The sequence below is a fragment of the Ruegeria sp. BB6 genome (genome assembly GCF_056539385.1).
Genome location: NZ_JBQFUW010000001.1, coordinates 787,598 through 804,603 on the forward strand (window position 1 = coordinate 787,598; position 17,006 = coordinate 804,603).

Annotated in this window: 20 protein-coding genes; 5 read left to right on the forward strand and 15 right to left on the reverse strand. The window is 59.6% G+C overall.

The annotated features are described in order from the left end of the window. Window positions 1-50 precede the first annotated feature (50 nt). The 9 genes from tolB to ruvC all read right to left on the reverse strand — a co-directional run bounded on the left by tolB (window position 51) and on the right by ruvC (window position 7,009). On the reverse strand, window positions 51-1,370 hold the full coding sequence (gene tolB, locus ACR0B7_RS03865) for a Tol-Pal system beta propeller repeat protein TolB (RefSeq protein WP_170570036.1): 1,320 nt from the start codon (window positions 1,368-1,370) through the stop codon (window positions 51-53). Next, complete coding sequence (locus ACR0B7_RS03870; RefSeq protein ID WP_170484514.1) at window positions 1,367-2,461, reverse strand: energy transducer TonB; 1,095 nt, start codon at window positions 2,459-2,461, stop codon at window positions 1,367-1,369. The genes tolB and ACR0B7_RS03870 overlap by 4 nt, the downstream gene beginning before the upstream one ends. A 9-nt stretch (window positions 2,462-2,470) precedes the next feature. After that, window positions 2,471-2,947, reverse strand: coding sequence for a protein TolR (gene tolR / locus ACR0B7_RS03875; RefSeq protein WP_152457226.1), 477 nt, complete (start codon window positions 2,945-2,947; stop codon window positions 2,471-2,473). 1 nt (window position 2,948) lies between these two features. After that, on the reverse strand, window positions 2,949-3,644 hold the full coding sequence (gene tolQ / locus ACR0B7_RS03880) for a protein TolQ (RefSeq protein WP_170484512.1): 696 nt from the start codon (window positions 3,642-3,644) through the stop codon (window positions 2,949-2,951). 110 nt (window positions 3,645-3,754) lie between these two features. Continuing rightward, a complete protein-coding gene (gene ybgC, locus ACR0B7_RS03885) occupies window positions 3,755-4,138 on the reverse strand; it encodes a tol-pal system-associated acyl-CoA thioesterase (protein ID WP_170386250.1) in 384 nt (127 codons plus the stop codon). Further along, window positions 4,135-4,758 (reverse strand): hypothetical protein, encoded by a 624-nt coding sequence (locus ACR0B7_RS03890; protein ID WP_170386247.1) that lies wholly within the window; start codon window positions 4,756-4,758, stop codon window positions 4,135-4,137. The genes ybgC and ACR0B7_RS03890 overlap by 4 nt, the downstream gene beginning before the upstream one ends. Before the next feature lie 61 nt (window positions 4,759-4,819). After that, the gene (gene ruvB / locus ACR0B7_RS03895) at window positions 4,820-5,839 is read right to left on the reverse strand and encodes a Holliday junction branch migration DNA helicase RuvB (protein ID WP_170484510.1); all 1,020 of its coding nucleotides are present in this window, start codon (window positions 5,837-5,839) and stop codon (window positions 4,820-4,822) included. 4 nt (window positions 5,840-5,843) lie between these two features. Further along, complete coding sequence (gene ruvA, locus ACR0B7_RS03900; protein ID WP_170484508.1) at window positions 5,844-6,515, reverse strand: Holliday junction branch migration protein RuvA; 672 nt, start codon at window positions 6,513-6,515, stop codon at window positions 5,844-5,846. Next, window positions 6,512-7,009: a crossover junction endodeoxyribonuclease RuvC gene (gene ruvC / locus ACR0B7_RS03905; protein WP_170386237.1), complete on the reverse strand. Its 498-nt coding sequence runs from the start codon at window positions 7,007-7,009 to the stop codon at window positions 6,512-6,514. The genes ruvA and ruvC overlap by 4 nt, the downstream gene beginning before the upstream one ends. A gap of 334 nt (window positions 7,010-7,343) precedes the next feature. Between ruvC and ACR0B7_RS03910 the strand changes: the two genes are divergently transcribed. Beyond that, window positions 7,344-7,556, forward strand: coding sequence for a DUF1127 domain-containing protein (locus ACR0B7_RS03910; protein ID WP_170570030.1), 213 nt, complete (start codon window positions 7,344-7,346; stop codon window positions 7,554-7,556). Window positions 7,557-7,665: 109 nt separating this feature from the next. On the opposite strand, the gene ACR0B7_RS03915 is transcribed toward ACR0B7_RS03910, so the two are convergent. The 4 genes from ACR0B7_RS03915 to ACR0B7_RS03930 all read right to left on the reverse strand — a co-directional run bounded on the left by ACR0B7_RS03915 (window position 7,666) and on the right by ACR0B7_RS03930 (window position 12,559). Further along, complete coding sequence (locus ACR0B7_RS03915; RefSeq protein ID WP_170484504.1) at window positions 7,666-8,010, reverse strand: hypothetical protein; 345 nt, start codon at window positions 8,008-8,010, stop codon at window positions 7,666-7,668. A gap of 97 nt (window positions 8,011-8,107) precedes the next feature. Beyond that, window positions 8,108-8,986, reverse strand: coding sequence for a 50S ribosomal protein L11 methyltransferase (locus tag ACR0B7_RS03920; protein WP_170484502.1), 879 nt, complete (start codon window positions 8,984-8,986; stop codon window positions 8,108-8,110). Between the two features lie 64 nt (window positions 8,987-9,050). Continuing rightward, window positions 9,051-10,283 carry an MFS transporter gene (locus ACR0B7_RS03925; RefSeq protein ID WP_170386223.1) on the reverse strand — a complete coding sequence of 411 codons (1,233 nt, stop codon included), beginning with the start codon at window positions 10,281-10,283 and terminating at the stop codon, window positions 9,051-9,053. A gap of 80 nt (window positions 10,284-10,363) precedes the next feature. Then, window positions 10,364-12,559, reverse strand: coding sequence for a primosomal protein N' (locus ACR0B7_RS03930; protein ID WP_170570028.1), 2,196 nt, complete (start codon window positions 12,557-12,559; stop codon window positions 10,364-10,366). A gap of 92 nt (window positions 12,560-12,651) precedes the next feature. Between ACR0B7_RS03930 and fsa the strand changes: the two genes are divergently transcribed. From fsa to ACR0B7_RS03950, 4 genes are all read left to right on the forward strand, one after another. Continuing rightward, window positions 12,652-13,305 carry a fructose-6-phosphate aldolase gene (gene fsa, locus ACR0B7_RS03935; RefSeq protein WP_170484499.1) on the forward strand — a complete coding sequence of 218 codons (654 nt, stop codon included), beginning with the start codon at window positions 12,652-12,654 and terminating at the stop codon, window positions 13,303-13,305. A 194-nt stretch (window positions 13,306-13,499) separates the two neighbouring features. Beyond that, window positions 13,500-14,207: a DUF484 family protein gene (locus ACR0B7_RS03940; RefSeq protein ID WP_170386213.1), complete on the forward strand. Its 708-nt coding sequence runs from the start codon at window positions 13,500-13,502 to the stop codon at window positions 14,205-14,207. Continuing rightward, window positions 14,204-15,124 (forward strand): tyrosine recombinase XerC, encoded by a 921-nt coding sequence (locus ACR0B7_RS03945; RefSeq protein ID WP_170576696.1) that lies wholly within the window; start codon window positions 14,204-14,206, stop codon window positions 15,122-15,124. The genes ACR0B7_RS03940 and ACR0B7_RS03945 overlap by 4 nt, the downstream gene beginning before the upstream one ends. A 68-nt stretch (window positions 15,125-15,192) precedes the next feature. Next, window positions 15,193-15,906, forward strand: coding sequence for a CDP-alcohol phosphatidyltransferase family protein (locus ACR0B7_RS03950; protein ID WP_170484497.1), 714 nt, complete (start codon window positions 15,193-15,195; stop codon window positions 15,904-15,906). Here ACR0B7_RS03950 and ACR0B7_RS03955 read toward each other — a convergent pair. Continuing rightward, window positions 15,891-16,358, reverse strand: a complete 468-nt coding sequence (locus tag ACR0B7_RS03955; RefSeq protein WP_170570020.1) for a hypothetical protein — start codon at window positions 16,356-16,358, stop codon at window positions 15,891-15,893. The two genes, ACR0B7_RS03950 and ACR0B7_RS03955, sit on opposite strands and share 16 nt — an antisense overlap. 76 nt (window positions 16,359-16,434) lie before the next feature. Next, the gene (locus tag ACR0B7_RS03960) at window positions 16,435-16,890 is read right to left on the reverse strand and encodes a methylated-DNA--[protein]-cysteine S-methyltransferase (RefSeq protein ID WP_170484495.1); all 456 of its coding nucleotides are present in this window, start codon (window positions 16,888-16,890) and stop codon (window positions 16,435-16,437) included. Between the last annotated feature and the right edge of the window lie 116 nt (window positions 16,891-17,006).

The window sequence follows — 17,006 nt, forward strand, 5'->3', positions numbered from 1 at the left end:
CTGTATCACAGTGCAGGTTTTTTGTGAACTTTTCCAAGCCCCTGCCCCGATCAATTCTGCAATGGACCCCATGACGGGTCACTTCCGCCATCCGGTGTCCGCACCGGGCGCAGGTTTCGTCCCGAAATATCCACCGAGTACAACGTCGCCCGACCACTTGCGCCCTGCGTTTCGCGCGTGAACATGATGACCCGACCGTTCGGCGACCATGTCGGCCCTTCGTCCAGGAAGGACGAGGTCAACAGGCGTTCTTCGCTGCCGTCCGTGCGCATCACGCCGATATGGAACCGGCCCTTGTTTTGCTTGGTAAAGGCAACCAAATCCCCACGCGGCGACCAGACAGGTGTGCCATAGCGCCCCTGACCAAAGCTGATCCGCGTCGCCTCGCCCCCATTGGCGGGCATGATATAGAGCTGCGGCGTGCCCGAGCGGTCGCTTTCAAAAACGATCTGCGACCCGTCCGGAGAATAGCTGGGCGCGGTCTCAATCGCAGGCGTATTCGTCAGACGCACGCTTTGCCCTGACGCCAGGTCCATCTTCCACAGGTCCGTGTTGCCGCCCTGAATCAGCGAATAAACGATCGAGCGGCCGTCGGGCGAGAACCGGGGGGAAAAGCTCATGGTGCCGTCTTGCGTTTTCAACTCGGTCCGGCGGACGCGGTCCACGTCCAACACATAGATGCGGGGCTGGCCGGTTTCATAGCTGGTATACAGAAGCCGGTCGCCGGTGGGCGAAAACCGCGGGGCCAGAACGATGGCCGCGCTGTCGGTCAGGTACTGCACATTCGCGCCGTCATAATCCATGATCGCCAGACGTTTCAGGCGCTGGTCCTTGGGTCCGCTCTCGGACACAAAGGCGACACGGCTATCAAAATAAGCACCTTCGCCTGTCACACGGCTGTAAACCTGATCGGCCACCTTGTGCGCCATCCGCCGCCAGCCATCGGTGGTGCCCGCAAACTGTAGCCCGTTGCCCAGTTCCTGACCCGAAAACACATCCCACACCCGGAACCGCACCGTCAGCTTGTTGCCCGAGACATTCACAGCGCCGGTCACCAGCGCCTCGGCGTTGATGGCCTTCCAGTCGGCAAACTGAACCGGAGCGTCAAAACTGCTGACCCGGCTGATAAACGCATCCGATGAAATCTCACGGAACAGCCCGGTTCCCGTTAGATCAGCGGCAACCACCCGCGATATGTCCTGCGCGAACTGGGCCGCAGCCGGGTTATCGGGGACAAAACTGGGCACGGCAAAGGGCAAGGGTTCGATGATCCCCTGATCCAATTCCAGACGCAGCGGTCCGTTCTGGGCATATGCAGGGGCCGTCAGCATCGTCAGGCCCAGCAACAGGCTGGTCAGAAATCTCATCATTTGATCCGCATCCTCTCGGGATTGAATGTAATCTCAATATCCTGCCATTGCGCGTATTTGTCAGCAGGCAGGTCGTATCCTTTTGCCCCACAGCGCAAAATTGCACGTCTGGCAGCCTCATATGCCTGACTCGCGGACCCGGCAGACCCACCAGAACTGTCGATCATGCGCAAACTGCCGCCAACCACCTTGCCGTCCGGCGTCAGCGAAAACGCCACGACAACAACAGTCTGCAGCGCATCCGTTGACAAAGACCCAACATTCCAGCACCGCGAAACGGCCAGTCGCATCGCGTCCTTCTCGCCACTGGTCAACGGAGGGCCAGAGGGTTCGCTGCCTTGGCCCAACGCCTCTGCCAGAGCGTCCTGAATGGCGCTTTCGTCGGCTGCCGGGGTCTCGGGCTCTGCGGTTTCAGCGACTTCGGGCTGGGCTGGCGGTGTTGGCCGGTTCGGACGGACCTGAGGGCGCGGAGACGATCGGGGGGCATATTCATCGACCTCTTCAGCCTCGGTCACAATCTCGTCTGTTGCCTCTACCGGGGCGGTCTGGTCTTGCTGCTCCTGCTGGATTTCTGCGCCTTCGTCCAGTGAGACGGCCGGTGTTTCGATATCATCCGGAGCCGCCTCGGGCGGGGGCGGAGCAACAGGCTCGGGCGCGACCTTGTCCGCTGGGCGCGGCTGCGCCTCGGGGCCGGGTGGAACGGGCAATGCGGCAATTTCAGTGTCGGGCGGAGGATCCAGTGCAGGGGGTTGTTCCACTTCGACAGGCTCGGGCGGCGGCTCGACCGCCTCTGGCTCGGGGTCCGGCTCTGGCACAACCGCCTCCGAAACTTCCGAGGATGGCTGTTCCTCCTCAACGGGTTCGGGGGTGGCCGTGTTTTCTTGCGGTTCTTCAGGCTGCTGCAAGGACGATGGCGTCGGCACCTCGGGCGCATCGCGCTGAGCGGTCATCGCCGCGAACTGCTCAGCCGAAATCACGGAAACATCCTGCACGGCCATAGGCAAAGGCTCGGACCGAAAGGTGCCGCCGAACAAGGCCCATCCGATCAGAGTCACATGGGCGATCGCCGAGATCTTGGTGCCGGTATCCACCGCGCGGCCTCACTCTCCACCTTCGTCCAGTGTCGGGCCGCCGGTATCCGTCACCAGCCCCACATTGGAAAAACCGCCCGCATTCAGCGCGCCCATGACCTGCATCACCTGCGCATAAGGGATCGCGCCATCTGCGCGCAGGAATACGCGATCACTGCTCCGTTCTGCCGCGATTGCGCGCAGTTTGCCAATCAACTCTTCGCGCAAAACATCCGTGGTCTGGATTTGTACCCGCCCGTCAGCCGTCAACGTCACGGTCAGCGGTTCTTCGTTGTCACCGGGCAATGCGCTGGCGGCAGTTTTGGGCAGATCAACCGGAACACCAACGGTCAGCAGAGGCGCGGCCACCATGAAGATGATCAGCAACACCAGCATGACATCGACAAAAGGCGTCACGTTGATCTCGGCCATCGGCTGGGCGCGACCCCGACGCCGTCCGCGCCGACGCCCATTCCCGCCCGAGGATTGCTGAACCGCAGCCCCCATGTCAGCTATCCAACTGGCGCGACAGGATGGTCGCGAATTCGTCGGCGAACGCCTCGTACCCGCCTACGATCCGGTCACTATCAGCGCTGAGTTTGTTATAGAAAATTACGGCCGGGATCGCGGCCAGCAGCCCCAGACCCGTGGCCAGCAACGCCTCGGCAATACCGGGGGCGACAACGGCGAGGTTGGTGTTCTGCTGCTCGGCAATCTCGATAAAGGCGTTCATGATGCCCCAGACCGTGCCGAACAAACCGATAAACGGCGCGGTCGAGCCAACCGTCGCGAGGATTGGCAGCCCCTTTTGCAGCGTTTCAGCCTCTTTCGCGATCGCCACATCCATCGACCGGTCAATCCGCGCTGTTGCCCCGGCAATCAGCCCTCCATCGGTGCGGTGGGACCTGCGCCATTCGATCATGCCAGCCGCGAAAATCTTTTCCGAGCTTCCGTCCGGCTGCGTGCCAATCTGTTCAAACAGTTCGTCCAGCGGATTGCCTGACCAGAAGGATTCATCAAAAACCTGCGCCTCGCGCCGCGCGGCCCGATAGTTGATGAGTTTCTGGATAATGATGCCCCATGACCAAATAGATGCGCCGATCAGCATCAGCATCACCAGTTTTACGACAAAGGTCGCGCGGGCATACAGCCCCCACATGGAGAAGTCGATCTCCTGCGCCAGCGCCAGCGTTTCAGCTTCCATGAACCTGCTCTTTGTTTTTGCCTGACGGCCGTTCTTTTGGCCTTGTTTTGCCAAACGCTAACGCAGTTGGGTATGAAAAGCCAACAGAACCACCCTTGACCCGCAAATTGTTACAACAATGCGCGAATCTCTGCCGGAAGACGCACCGGCTTGCCCTGCGCATTCATGCAAACGGCGGTCACTGTCGCGCGAAAGACCTCGGTCCCGTCGCGTGTTACGACCTGATCCATGGTCAACCGCACACCCGACACAGAAGCGACTTCGGTTTCCACGATCAGCTCGTCTTCAAACTTGGCCGGAGCCAGATAATCCGCCTCGATCCTGCGGACGACCCAGACAATACCAGCATCGCGCATTGCGTTCTGATCGTTGCCCAGTTTACGCACATAGTCGGATCGCGCACGCTCGATGAACTTCAGGTAGTTTGCGTGATACACGACACCGCCCATGTCTGTGTCTTCGTAGAAAACCTGAACGGGATACACATGTTTCATTGCGGCTGCTCCAACCTCGCAAACAATCGCAGAGCGTGCGATGGGTCCTGCGCGACGCCCGGCAGAACCGGATCGTAGGCCGCACGGATCAGTCCGGCAATGTCCGGCCTCAGTATCGTCGCGTCACCTGCAATCGCCAGCGGCGACGCGCTGCGAAAAGCAGCGTCAGACCACAGTAGGATCGTCTGCACCACCTGACTCAGCGCCAAGGTTTCAGCCGGAACTTTGGCCAGTTCCTTGTCCATCCGTAGGAACACGAACGCCGCCCGGATCGACCCGTCCTCTTCAAACCTGAAGATACGGTACTGATTGGCATCTGCCGCAACCAGCCGCTCGACCAAGGGGGCCAGATCTGGCACCAGACGATCCAGATCCGGAACCTCAAGCAATTCCTTCCAGTCGCGGAAGAAGAAGACCATGCAGTTTGCGCCCAGCTCCGGGTCGGTCTCGGCCATTTTGTGACCGGCAAGCGTGACGACGGCTTCAAACGCGCCTTTGACGGTCGCCAGCGTTTCGTCTTCCACACCAAAAACGATGGGCACGATGGGGCGACCCCAGCGTGCAAACAGGAACTCGCCGCTTTCGCGGGTGAACAACGCTTGGATGTCTTCGGGTGTCACGCGCAATCCTCGGTGGTCGCAAATGGGTTGCCCGAACCCTTAAAAGCTATGGCGTCCAGCTTCAACCAAACAGATCGCTTTGTCCTTTGGGCGCGGCCATTCCAAGATGAGCCCAAGCCTTCTGCGCCAGCATCCGACCGCGTGGCGTGCGTTGGATCAAACCCTGTTGCAACAAATAGGGCTCGATGACTTCCTCCAGCGAGTCGCGGCTTTCCGACAGCGCCGCCGAGAGCGTCTCGATGCCAACGGGTCCACCTGCGTAATTCTCGGCAATCAGCGTCAGGTACCGCCGATCCGCACCGTCTAGTCCAAGATTGTCGACCCCCAGCCGGGTCAACGCGCCATCGGCCAGATCGCGGGTAATGTGACCGTCACCTTCAACAATGGCAAAGTCCACCACGCGCCGCAGCAGCCGACCGGCAATACGCGGTGTCCCGCGTGACCTCCGGGCGATCTCACGCGCGCCGTCGTCGTCAGCGGGCGCACCCAGTTTGCGAGCGTTTCGGGTGACGATCTCGTGCAGCTCATCCACGGTATAGAACTGCAACCGCGTCGGGATGCCGAACCTGTCGCGCAACGGAGTGGTCAGCAGGCCCATTCGCGTCGTCGCCCCGACCAGAGTAAAGGGCTGCAGCTCGATCCGAACCGTGCGCGCCGCCGGGCCTTCACCGATCACCAGATCAAGCTCGAAATCCTCCATCGCGGGGTACAGAACTTCTTCGACGGCCGGGTTCAACCGGTGGATCTCATCGATGAACAGCACGTCGCGCGATTCAAGATTGGTCAGGATGGCCGCCAGATCACCCGCCTTGGCCAGCACAGGGCCAGAGGTCATGCGGAAATTCACCCCTAACTCACGCGCCATGATCTGCGCCAGCGTCGTCTTGCCCAACCCCGGAGGGCCGTGGAACAGCGTATGGTCCATCGCCTCGCCCCGTTGCCGGGCCGACTGGATGAACACGCGCAAGTTCGCGCGCGCCTCGGCCTGACCGATGAATTCATCCAGCCCCTGCGGACGCAGGGCGCGGTCATTATCCTCGGGCAGAGGGTCAGGGCGCAGGGTGGGATCAGCGTCTACCATTCACTCAGCCTTTCGGAGCCAGCAGCTTCAGCGCGGCGCGGATCAAATCAGCTTCGCCCGCTTCGGGCTGGCTGGCGGCGGCTTCAGCCACGGCGGATGCAGCGTCAGACGGGCCATACCCTAGATTCGACAAGGCCGACAACGCACCGGCAGAGGCCGCAGCGTTCCCCGACGCAGGTTTGACAACCCGTTTGGGCGCAGGTTCGGCCGCCTCAACAACCTCAAGATCAGGGCCGTCCATCGCTTCGGTCACCGTACCGCCCATCGCCATCACTCCCGGCGCTTTGTCCTTGAGGTCCAGAACGACGCGCTGTGCTGTCTTCGGGCCAACACCCTTGGCAGCCTTCACCGCGCCCCAATCGCCCAGCGCAATCGCTCGGCTTACGCCATCAGGTCCCAGCGTCGACAGGATAGCCAAGGATACCTTGGCCCCAACGCCCTGAACCGAACACAGCAGGCGATGCCATTCCTTCTCGACCAGCGACAAAAAGCCGTAAAGCTGCATCAGGTCCTCGCGCACGACCATGTCAGTGTAGATCGAGACCGCCTCGCCCACCCCCGGTAGGGCCGCCATTGTCCGATCCGAGCAATAGACGATATATCCCACCCCGCGCACGTCGATCAGAACGTGATCCGCCGCGCGGTAGTCCAGCCGCCCTGTCAGTTTCCCTATCATGCCCGAACCTCTTTCATTCGCGCCTGGGGCGCTGCACCGTAATATGAGTGACAGATCGCAATAGCCAGCGCATCTGCGGCATCCGCGCCTTTGGGCTGGCACCCCGGAAGCTGGAGCTTGACCATATGCAGGACTTGCTCTTTCTCGGCATGACCAACGCCCACCACCGTTTTCTTCACCCGGTTGGGCGCATATTCACCAATCCTCAGCCCGGCCTGCGCAAGCGTCAGCAACGCCACCCCGCGCGCCTGCCCCAGCTTTAGCGTGCCCGCACCATCCTTGTTCACAAAGGTCTGTTCGATTGCCGCCTGTTCGGGCTGGTATTCTGCAATGACCTCGACGATCTGATTGTGCAAAGACAGCAGCCGCTCGCCCAAATCATCACCATCTGACTTGCACAAACCGTTGGCGACATGGCTCAGGCGGCTGCCATGCGAATCGATGACGCCCCATCCCAGGGTTCTGAGACCCGGATCTATGCCCAGAATTCGCATTTTTTGCCTCGGCCTGCTCGGGTTCTTGTGATCTTTAAACCGAATTAGCACGAAGCATGAACATTTTCCAAGTGTATTGACCCGCAGTCCAAAAACGACATCCCTGTTCCGGGTCCGACAAACTGGTCAAATTGCGACAGCGAAAAGTCTGTTTTCGACACGTTTTCTTTCGGAAAAATGGCCATAAAATTAAGGGCTTTTCACGCCATATTAGCCTTGCAGAAAACGCATAGGACACATGCAATTTCTGCGCTTGTATAGCCAGATTTAGATCACTAGATGCCGCTCAGATCAAATGATCGAGACATGAACTTTAACCAGAAGGAAACAGGATATGGCTGCACTGGATACCACCCGCGCCACCACTGGCTCGTTCGGCCTTGCTGGCCGTATCGGCGCATTTATTGCGTCGGCTGTCACCGCCGTTATCGAATGGAACGACGCCCGCGTTACCCGAAACGTTCTGAATCGCCTGACGAACCGCGAACTCGAAGATATTGGTCTTTGCCGAGGCGACATTGATGTCGTCGCGGAAGGTCGTCGGTAGGGAATAGCACACCCCCACCACTCACTCGCCCCTTCCTCCTCCCTCGGGGGCGAAGTAGAACGCCGCGCATCTTTCAATGCGCGGCGTTTCTAGTCAGAGCGGACGAAACTCAGCGAAGGAACTTACCCAACTGAGCAGAGATATGTTCTGAGAGCGGATCAATTTGCATCACCCAGGCACCGGCTTTTTCAACCGACGTACCCTGAGCCAGACTATCGACCCGATACTGATAGGCAGACGAGCCGAGACTTGTCAGCAGAAACGTCTTGAAGGCAAACAGGCCAACGAGACACAGCAGCAGAACCTTGGCAGGCACGGCAGACTGCACACGCTGCGGCCGCATCACGACCAGACCATCCTTGCGCATCGTCGCGCGATAGCCGCGGCTTAGCTTGGCGTGCTTTTTGTTCAGACGACTAATGCGCCGATCAAATTCCAGTTGTTTTCCAGTCATGGCAGCCTCCAAAAACCGCCCCCGTTCACACGTTTAGACGGTAGATTGAGATTGCGACAAAAGCGTGGCGAGAATCCACAAAACTCCTGTAAATGGTCTAATTTCCGCCCTGTTTGCTTAAGATTAGCGTTGTCCACTCACCAATTTCGGAAAGATTGGACAGATTAAATCCGTTTTGAAGATAAACGGAAATGACGTCATCCGCCTGCTCGTTGAGGATTCCCGAAAGGATTGCATAACCACCGACCCTCAGATTCGCGGCGATTTCCGGCGACAAGGCGACCAATGGCCCCTTGAGGATATTCGCGAAAATCAGGTCGTATGGCGCATGGGATTTCAGATCCGGGTGATCAAAACCTGCCGCTTCGACACACTTTACCTGTCCGGCCATACCATTGGCCTTCAGGTTGGCTTCAGCGACATCAACAGCCACCTGATCAATATCGCTTGCGATGATGTCCCCGTCCCAGACCCGCGCAGCGGCCATAGCCAATACGGCGGTCCCGCAACCGATATCGGCGACCTTAGTGGCGGCAAAGCCTTCTTCCAGCAGCAAATCCAGCGCTTTCAGGCACCCCAATGTCGTACCGTGGTGCCCGGTCCCAAAGGCCATAGCTGCCTCAATCAGCAACGGGATGCGGCCTTCTGGCAGTTTATCCGCGTCATGACTGCCATAGACAAAGAACCGCCCGGCCTCGACCGGCGCCAGCTCGCGTCGAACATGGGCGACCCAATCGGTCTCAGGCAATTCGGAGACGACAAACGGCTTGGCCTCAAACGCGGCGGCCAGTACCGCCAAGGCGGTTTCGTCCGGGGTTTCGGTGAAATACCCCCCAACTTCCCAAAGGCCCGAGCCGTCTTCGACCTCGAATACACCAACACCTGTTGGTTCAGGCTCCAGACGCTCCATCGCCTCACCCAAGCCCTCGGCGGCCTTTTTGCCAGTCAAAGTGGTCAGCGCGGTGAAAGTGGGCATTTGGGCCTCCTGTGTCATCTGCCACAGCGCCTATGGCCCCGAACGGCCAAGGTCAAGCGCTGGCTTATTCCGCAGGTGCCGGAGCGTATTTCGACAGGATGGTTTCATTCCCAGGCTCAGGGTGGCGCGGGATCAGCAGAGACAGCGCCAGTGAGATCAGTGCCATTGCCGCAGCCAGCGCAAATACGGCACCAGGCGACACGACCCAAAGCAACCCCAAAAGCGCAGGCAGGAACACGGCAGCAATATGGTTGATCGTAAATGCCACCGCAGCCGTGGGCGCGATATCAGCAGGGTCCGCGATCTTCTGGAAATAGGTCTTCAAAGCCAACGCCAGTGCGAACAGGACGTGATCGATGACATAGAGGATTGCAGCCAGCACCACGCCCCAACCAAACCAATAGATCCCGCCATAGGCTGCAAACACGATAGCCAGACCTGCATATTCAAAGATCAGCGTGCGACGCTCGCCGAAGACCGACACCGCCTTGCCCAGCATCGGAGCGGCAGCAATGTTGATCATCAGGTTGATCAGGTAGAGGCCAGTCAGTTCGTGCACTTCAAACCCGAATTTTTCCACCATCATGAACCCGGCAAAGACAACGAAAATCTGCCGCCGGGCACCGGCCATGAATTGCAGCGCATAGTACAGCCAGTATCTGCGGCGCAGGATCAGTTTCTTGGTCTGCGGCGTGGGCGCGTCGAATTGCGGGTACGCGACCAGGCAAAACAGCGCCAGCAATGCAGTAACCCCTCCGGCGGCCATGAAGACCGTATTGTAGGAAAGGTCGAACCGGTCCCATGTCAGCACGATCAGCCCGTAAACCACCGCCGTTGCCGCCGAACCCATCGCCACAAGCCAGCCCAGCACCTGTGGTGCCCGGTCCTTGGGCAGCCACTGCAACTGCAACGACTGGTTCACGGTTTCGTAGTAGTGAAACCCGATCGAGCTAAAAAGGGTGACAAACAACAATCCACCAAGGCTTGGAAACCACGCAGTGACTGCTGTCGCGACGCCCAGCATGATCAGGGAAATCATGGCCAGCACCTGTTCACGAACGAATAGGATCACCGCAATTACGCCGACAGCCAGAAAGCCCGGAATTTCGCGGACCGTGTGCAGCAGCCCAATATCCGCCCCGTCGAAATTCGCGACTTCAATCACGAAATTATTCAACAGCGCGCTCCACGCGTTGAACGCGATGGGCATGGTCAATGCCATCACGAACAAGAGCGTAACGGGACGGCGCCAGAACGGAAGGCTCTGCGCCTCGGAAAGGGGCATTGGTTTCAGCATGGGACTCCCTCTACGCCTATTTTCGCGCTTTGGCGAGGGGGCAGCAGCCCGCGCACAGTCGATCTGCGTGGATGCAGAGTTCAGTAGAAACTTTGAGGGTCAATATCCACCGTCAGGCGTATATCCCCCTTCAATCGCAAGGGGGCAATCCACCGGGCAATCGCATCCTGAATGGGCGCGCCTTTCGGAGCCTTGACCAGCAGTCGCACCCTGTGCCGCCCCCGTATCCGGGCGATCGGCGCGGGCGCAGGACCGAATATCTGCGCGCCGATGTCACGCAAAGGTGCATCGTTGCGCGCCATCGCATTGCCTATGTCGAAAACCGGCCCAACCTCTGGCCCCGAGAGGACAATTCCAGCCATGCGCCCATAAGGAGGCACGCCCGCAGCCTGACGACCTGCTGCTTCGGCTTTCCAGAACCCTTCCTCATCCCCCGACAGAATAGCGCGGATCACAGGGTGTTCGGGCTGGAAGGTCTGCAAAAGCGCCTGCCCCGGCTTGTCCGAGCGCCCTGCCCGCCCTGCAACCTGCCGCATAAGCTGAAAAGTCCGCTCGGCCGCGCGCAGATCGGCGCCGTGCAAGCTGAGGTCCGCGTCTATCACACCCACCAGCGTCAGCTTGGGGAAGTTGTGCCCCTTGGCCACTAGCTGCGTCCCGATGATGAGATCCGCGTCGCCTTCGGCAATCTCTTCGATCTTGGCCTTCAGCGCGCGGGCCGAACCGAACAAATCGGAGCTGAGCATCGCGATCTTGGCCTCGGGAAAGGTGGCCTCGGCCTCTTCCGCCAGCCGTTCAATCCCCGGCCCGACCGGAGCCAGCTTGCCCTCGACCCCGCAAGAAGGGCAGGCCTCGGGCATCGGCTTCGTCTCACCGCATTGATGGCACATCAGACGTTTGAGGAACCGGTGTTCGACCATCCGCGCATCGCAATGATCGCAGGCAATCTGATCGCCGCAGGCACGACAAAGCGTCACCGGTGCGTAACCGCGCCGGTTGATGAACAGCAGCGACTGCTCGCCCCGCTCGATCCGCTGCCGCACCGCCTGCCGCAAGGACGGAGAAATCCACGTCCCCGGCTGCATCTGCTCGGCCCGCATGTCGATGGGTTTCATCTCGGGCAAAACCGCCGCGCCAAAGCGCGACGTCAGGTCGAGCCGCTCATATTTCCCGGCCTCGGCATTGGCCCAACTTTCCAGCGACGGGGTGGCACTGGCCAGAATCACCCGCCCTCCGCAAATTGAAGACCGCAGAACCGCCATGTCCCGCGCACTGTAATGCACGCCGTCTTCCTGTTTGTACGAGGTGTCGTGTTCTTCATCGACCACGACCAGCCCAAGATCCCTGAACGGCAGAAACAGCGCGGACCGAGCGCCCACGACCAGTTGCGCATCCCCCTGCCCGACCATCCGCCAGACGCGTCGACGTTCGGTCATGGTTGCACCCGAATGCCATTCAGCCGGGCGCGCGCCGAACCGCGCCTCGACCCGGGTCAGGAACTCGGCGGTCAGGGCGATCTCGGGCAGCAGCACCAGCGCCTGACGTCCCATGCGCAAGGTTTCGGCCACGGCCTCCAGGTAGACCTCGGTCTTTCCCGATCCCGTGACACCTTTCAACAACGTCGTGCCGTAGTCGCCGGTTCGTAGCCCGGCCTGCAACTTTTCGACCGCAGCCGCCTGATCACCCGAGAGGTTCTTCCCCGGCAAATCGGGGTCCAGTCGCGGATAGGGCAGATCGCGAGGGCTGTCTTCCTCGCGCACGGCCCCCAGTTTCACCAACCCCTTGACGACCGACGACGTGACCCCCGCCTGCTCTGCCAGTTCCTTCAGGGTGAAAGCCAAACCTCCAAAATCACGGAGCACCTCAAGAACACGAGTGCGTGCATCTGTCATCCGATCCGGCTCGGCAGTCCCTAGCCGATAGACCTTCCTCATCGACGGCGGATCGCCCAGCCCCGGCGCGCGGGTTGCCAGACGCAGCATTGCGGGCATCGGCGTCAGCGTGTAGTCGGCCACCTTGCCCAGAAACAGGCGCATCTCTTCGCGCATTGGCGCGACCTCAAGCACTCGGATCACCGAGCGCGCCTTGGCCAGATCAAAGCCCCCCTGCCCCGGCCCCCAGACCACGCCCAGAACCTTGCGCGGACCCAGAGGCACCTCGACAAACGCGCCCAGAAAACACCCGCCTTCGGGCGCCTTGTAATCCAAGGTCCGGTCCAGCGGCTGCGTTGTTAGCACCGCGACCAGTTCACCTTGATTGAAATACTCCGGGCTGCTCAAAACTGGTGCATCCTCAGCAGGGGGTTTCAGCGTGGGTCTCTTTGAGGTAAAGGCATCCGCGACCAAGGCCAACCCATCAAAGGACTGCCCTCATGAAATTCTTCGTAGACACAGCCGAGATCGACGCTATCGCCGAACTGAACGATCTGGGCATGGTGGACGGCGTGACCACCAACCCCTCGCTAATCCTGAAATCGGGCCGCGACATCCTGGACGTCACCAAAGAGATCTGTGATCTGGTCGACGGCCCGGTATCCGCCGAAGTCGTCGCGACTGAAGCCGACGACATGATCGCCGAAGGCCGCAAGCTGGCCAAGATTGCGCCTAACATTGCTGTGAAAGTTCCGCTGACCTGGGCCGGTCTGAAAACCTGCAAAACCCTCAGCGACGAAGGCCAGATGGTCAACGTGACGCTGTGTTTCTCGACCAATCAGGCGATTCTGGCGGCCAAAGCAGGCGCGACCTTCATCTCGCCCTTCATCGGTCGTCTGGACGATATCAACCTCGACGGCATGGACCTGATCGCTGACATCCGTCAGGTTTATGACAATTACGGGTTCGAGACTGAAATCCTCGCGGCTTCGATCCGCACCGTAAACCACGTGACCGACAGCGCCCGGATCGGTGCCGACGTGATCACCGCCCCACCCGCTGTCATCAAAAAGCTGGCTGATCACCCGCTGACCGACAAGGGGCTTGAAACTTTCCTTTCTGACTGGGCCAAAACCGGTCAGAAAATCCTCTGATTGTCCACACGACCGCGCGGTGTCGTCAGGCACCGCGCCCGGCCCAACTGCATGGGACCTGATCTCTGATCAGGCCCAGACAGGCGGGAGCTCTCCCTCAACACATCAAATCCGGTCACTTTGGCATTTTTCCCAAGGCAAATGCGCCAAGCCGTGTTATAACGCGGCAAAACATAAAAAAGACCGGACGGGACATGAGCAGTAATACCAAACTCAAGGACACTCTCCGCGAGGCGATTCTGGCCGAGCCTTACGCCGTGCTGGATGACAAGGACCTGATGCAGGCCCTCGTCACCGCCAATGAAGAAGCACGCGGAGACAACATCATCGACCTGCGCGGCATAGCCATGCAAAGGCTCGAAGCGCGGCTGGACAGGCTCGAGGACACCCACAAGTCCGTCATCGCCGCAGCCTATGAGAACCTCGCAGGCACCAATCAGGTCCATCGCGCGATCCTGCGCCTGCTTGAACCCGTTGATTTCGAGGGCTTCCTGAGCACGCTTGGCTCTGACGTTGCTGATATTTTGCGCGTTGACCGCATCACTCTGGTTCTGGAAACAGCCGTCGTGCAGGAAGACCCCGCGATCGAAAAGATGGGCGGTGTGCTCGCCGTGGTGGAGCCCGGCTTTGTAGATAACTACCTGACCTTTGATCGCAGCGGCCCGGCTCGAGAGGTCGTCCTGCGCGAGATCATTCATCCTACGCATCGGATATTTGGCAAAGACGCCGATCATTTGCGGTCCGAAGCATGTCTACGCCTGGACCTGGGTGAAGGCCGATTGCCCGGCATGATCATCATGAGCGCGAAGGACCCAAATCACTTTTCGCCGCAACTGGGCACCGATCTATTGACGTTCTTCTCGGGCGTCTTCGAGCGTTCGATGCGCAACTGGCTGTCGTGAGCCTGATCTCTCCGGCCTGCCGCGATGCTTTGCAACTTTGGCTGGACAGCCTGGGGGCGCTTTCTGGCAGGTCAGAGAACACGCAAACGGCCTATCGCGGGGACGTGACCGACTTCCTGTCCTTCATGACTCTGCATCATAACGAGCGTTCGGGTCTGGCGTCCCTGTCCCGGATCACCGTGTCAGACATGCGTGCATGGATGGCGGATCAGCGCGCATCTGGCGTTGGTGCGCGATCTCTGGCCCGCAAATTATCCGCCGTCAAAAGCTTTTATCGATGGCTGGCCGAACGCGAAGGGTTTGAACCCACTGCCGTTTTGTCTACCCGCGCCCCCAAGTTTACAAAGAAACTCCCTCGCCCAATCGCCGAAGACGCGGTTCGCGCAATGATCGAAACGGTCGAATTGCAATCCGACAATGACTGGGTTTCAGCGCGCGATGTCGCCGTTGTCACGCTTTTATACGGGTGCGGCCTGCGAATTTCCGAGGCTCTCTCGCTGACCGGTGCCGACGCCCCTCTTGCCAAGGCACTGCGTGTCGTCGGCAAAGGAAACAAGGAAAGAGTCGTTCCCGTTCTACCAGCCGCCCGCGCCGCGGTGGACCGGTATCTTGAACTCTGCCCCCACCCGCAATCCAAGAACAAGGCGCTGTTTCGCGGCGTGCGCGGCGGTCCGCTGAACCCCAAGGCCGTTCAAGGCGTCATGGCCCGGGCGCGGACCCAGCTTGGCCTGCCAGCGACTGCAACACCGCACGCATTGCGGCACAGTTTCGCAACCCACCTGCTGACCGCAGGAGGCGATCTGCGGGCCATTCAAGAGTTGCTCGGACACGCCTCATTGTCGACAACCCAAGCCTACACTGCGGTAGACACTGCACGATTGATGGAAGTCTATAATCGCGCCCACCCCAAAGCCTGACGCATGGCAACTCGCGTCAACCGGGCTTTTGGTTTGCATCTGGGCCAAGCATCGTTCAAGAGACACGCATGACACTCAGATTCAAAGCTCTTTCCGTCCACCTCTTCACTGCGACCGGCGCCGTATTTGCAATGCTGGCAATGTTGGCCGCCGTAGAAGAGAAATGGAGCCTCATGTACCTGTGGCTTGTGGTTTCCTTCGTTGTGGACGGTATCGACGGCCCTCTGGCCCGGCACTATCACGTCAAAAAGAACGCCCCCGAATTCGACGGAGTTCTTCTGGATCTGATCATCGACTATCTGACTTACGTGTTCATCCCGGCCTTTGCGCTGTTCAAATCCGGCCTGATGGACGGATGGACCGGCTGGTTCGCAATTATCGTGATCACCTTCGCCAGCGCCATGTACTTCGCAGACACACGAATGAAAACAAAGGATAATTCCTTCTCTGGCTTCCCCGGATGCTGGAACATGTTCGTCATCGTGGTCTTCGCGCTAGAGCCTAGTTTTTGGGTTATCCTGCTGCTTGTATCGTTGTTGTCGCTGGCGATGTTCCTGCCGCTCAAATTCGTGCACCCCGTGCGCACCGAACGCTGGCGCAGCCTGACCTTGCCGATGGCGCTTGCATGGACGTTCTTTGCAGGCTGGGCCGCATGGGTGGATTTCCACCCCGAGAGCTGGGCGCATTGGGGTCTGGTCGTTACCAGCTTGTATCTGGTTTCAGCAGGCGTCGCGCAGCAGGTGATCCCGCCGCGCAGAAGCCGGGATTACAAAACTTCCTGAACCTCGAATTCAGTCCCATTATGGGTAAACACGTCACCTTGCCGAAGCCCCGTCATGGCCAGATAGATCGGGCTTTGGGTCGATATACCCATGTAGGTCTTGCCATCGACATCGAACCGAGTGGTCGAGACACAGACCACGAAACGGCGATTGTTGAACTTGACCACAGCACCGGGCTGCACCGTGTCAGTCACGCTGAAATCGGTGTTTTCGATCACATCAATCTTGGCATGATGGGCGTGAACCGGCGCATCGAATGCTGCGGCAAGGTCCGCATTCTCTCGTGACGCCGCGATGTCATCCTTGTCGTGCCCTTCGCGATCATCCAACTGCGAGTCCTTCAGAAACGCATCATAATGCGCCTGCGCAGTCGCAAGCTCCTGCGCTTCCAACGACATCAGGCGGTCGATGATTGCCTTCTTGCGGGCAGCCGAGTCTGATTGAGCAGTCATACCATTCGGTCCTTTGAATTCTCTATCTGATACAAGTTGGGCCCCAAGCACCGGGATTGCAACAGAAATCCGCGACTCAGATCAGCAAACCGGCGGCCCCTTCATGACGCAGCAAAGCGACCTTGGTCTCAACCCCACCTTCGCCTGAGAAACCGCCCAACCCGTTCGCGGCCAACACGCGATGACAGGGGATGATCACCGGAATCGGATTCGCTCCGCAGGCTTGCCCAACTGGTTGCGGCGGTTGACCCAACTCTTTGGCGATCTCGCCATAGGTTCTAGTCTCACCCAAGGGTATGGCAAACATCAGATCGCAGACTTGCCGCTGGAACTCGGATCCCGCAACACGATAGGGCAGATCAAACCGCTCTAACCGCCCCTGATCATAAGCCTTCAGTTGCGCCGCGGCCTCCTTCAGAACCGGCGACGCCTCACCCGCGTTTCGCCCATTCCAGATCAGACGCGTGATCGCCCCGTCCGTCTCTTCGACCCCAAGGCATCCAAATCGCGTATCAACAGCAATCATCGGCATAGCCAAATGCTGACCGCGTTTTGACAAAGGGCGCAACCCCAAACAGGTCGCGCCCCATGCTTCTTCTGTTCAAAAATACTTCGGAGCGCGAGGCAGAGCCTCGCAAAATCCCGAAA

Coding starts and splice junctions, on each gene's coding strand:
- ACR0B7_RS03955 (WP_170570020.1), bottom strand. CDS start 16,358: ATGACTGCTCAATCAGACTCGGCTGCCCGCAAGAAGGCAATCATCGAC.
- ACR0B7_RS03960 (WP_170484495.1), bottom strand. CDS start 16,890: ATGCCGATGATTGCTGTTGATACGCGATTTGGATGCCTTGGGGTCGAA.
- ruvA (WP_170484508.1), bottom strand. CDS start 6,515: ATGATAGGGAAACTGACAGGGCGGCTGGACTACCGCGCGGCGGATCAC.
- tolB (WP_170570036.1), bottom strand. CDS start 1,370: ATGATGAGATTTCTGACCAGCCTGTTGCTGGGCCTGACGATGCTGACG.
- ACR0B7_RS03920 (WP_170484502.1), bottom strand. CDS start 8,986: ATGCCCACTTTCACCGCGCTGACCACTTTGACTGGCAAAAAGGCCGCC.
- ruvC (WP_170386237.1), bottom strand. CDS start 7,009: ATGCGAATTCTGGGCATAGATCCGGGTCTCAGAACCCTGGGATGGGGC.
- tolQ (WP_170484512.1), bottom strand. CDS start 3,644: ATGGAAGCTGAAACGCTGGCGCTGGCGCAGGAGATCGACTTCTCCATG.
- ruvB (WP_170484510.1), bottom strand. CDS start 5,839: ATGGTAGACGCTGATCCCACCCTGCGCCCTGACCCTCTGCCCGAGGAT.
- ACR0B7_RS03950 (WP_170484497.1), top strand. CDS start 15,193: ATGACACTCAGATTCAAAGCTCTTTCCGTCCACCTCTTCACTGCGACC.
- tolR (WP_152457226.1), bottom strand. CDS start 2,947: ATGGGGGCTGCGGTTCAGCAATCCTCGGGCGGGAATGGGCGTCGGCGC.
- ybgC (WP_170386250.1), bottom strand. CDS start 4,138: ATGAAACATGTGTATCCCGTTCAGGTTTTCTACGAAGACACAGACATG.
- ACR0B7_RS03940 (WP_170386213.1), top strand. CDS start 13,500: ATGAGCAGTAATACCAAACTCAAGGACACTCTCCGCGAGGCGATTCTG.
- ACR0B7_RS03915 (WP_170484504.1), bottom strand. CDS start 8,010: ATGACTGGAAAACAACTGGAATTTGATCGGCGCATTAGTCGTCTGAAC.
- ACR0B7_RS03910 (WP_170570030.1), top strand. CDS start 7,344: ATGGCTGCACTGGATACCACCCGCGCCACCACTGGCTCGTTCGGCCTT.
- ACR0B7_RS03925 (WP_170386223.1), bottom strand. CDS start 10,283: ATGCTGAAACCAATGCCCCTTTCCGAGGCGCAGAGCCTTCCGTTCTGG.
- fsa (WP_170484499.1), top strand. CDS start 12,652: ATGAAATTCTTCGTAGACACAGCCGAGATCGACGCTATCGCCGAACTG.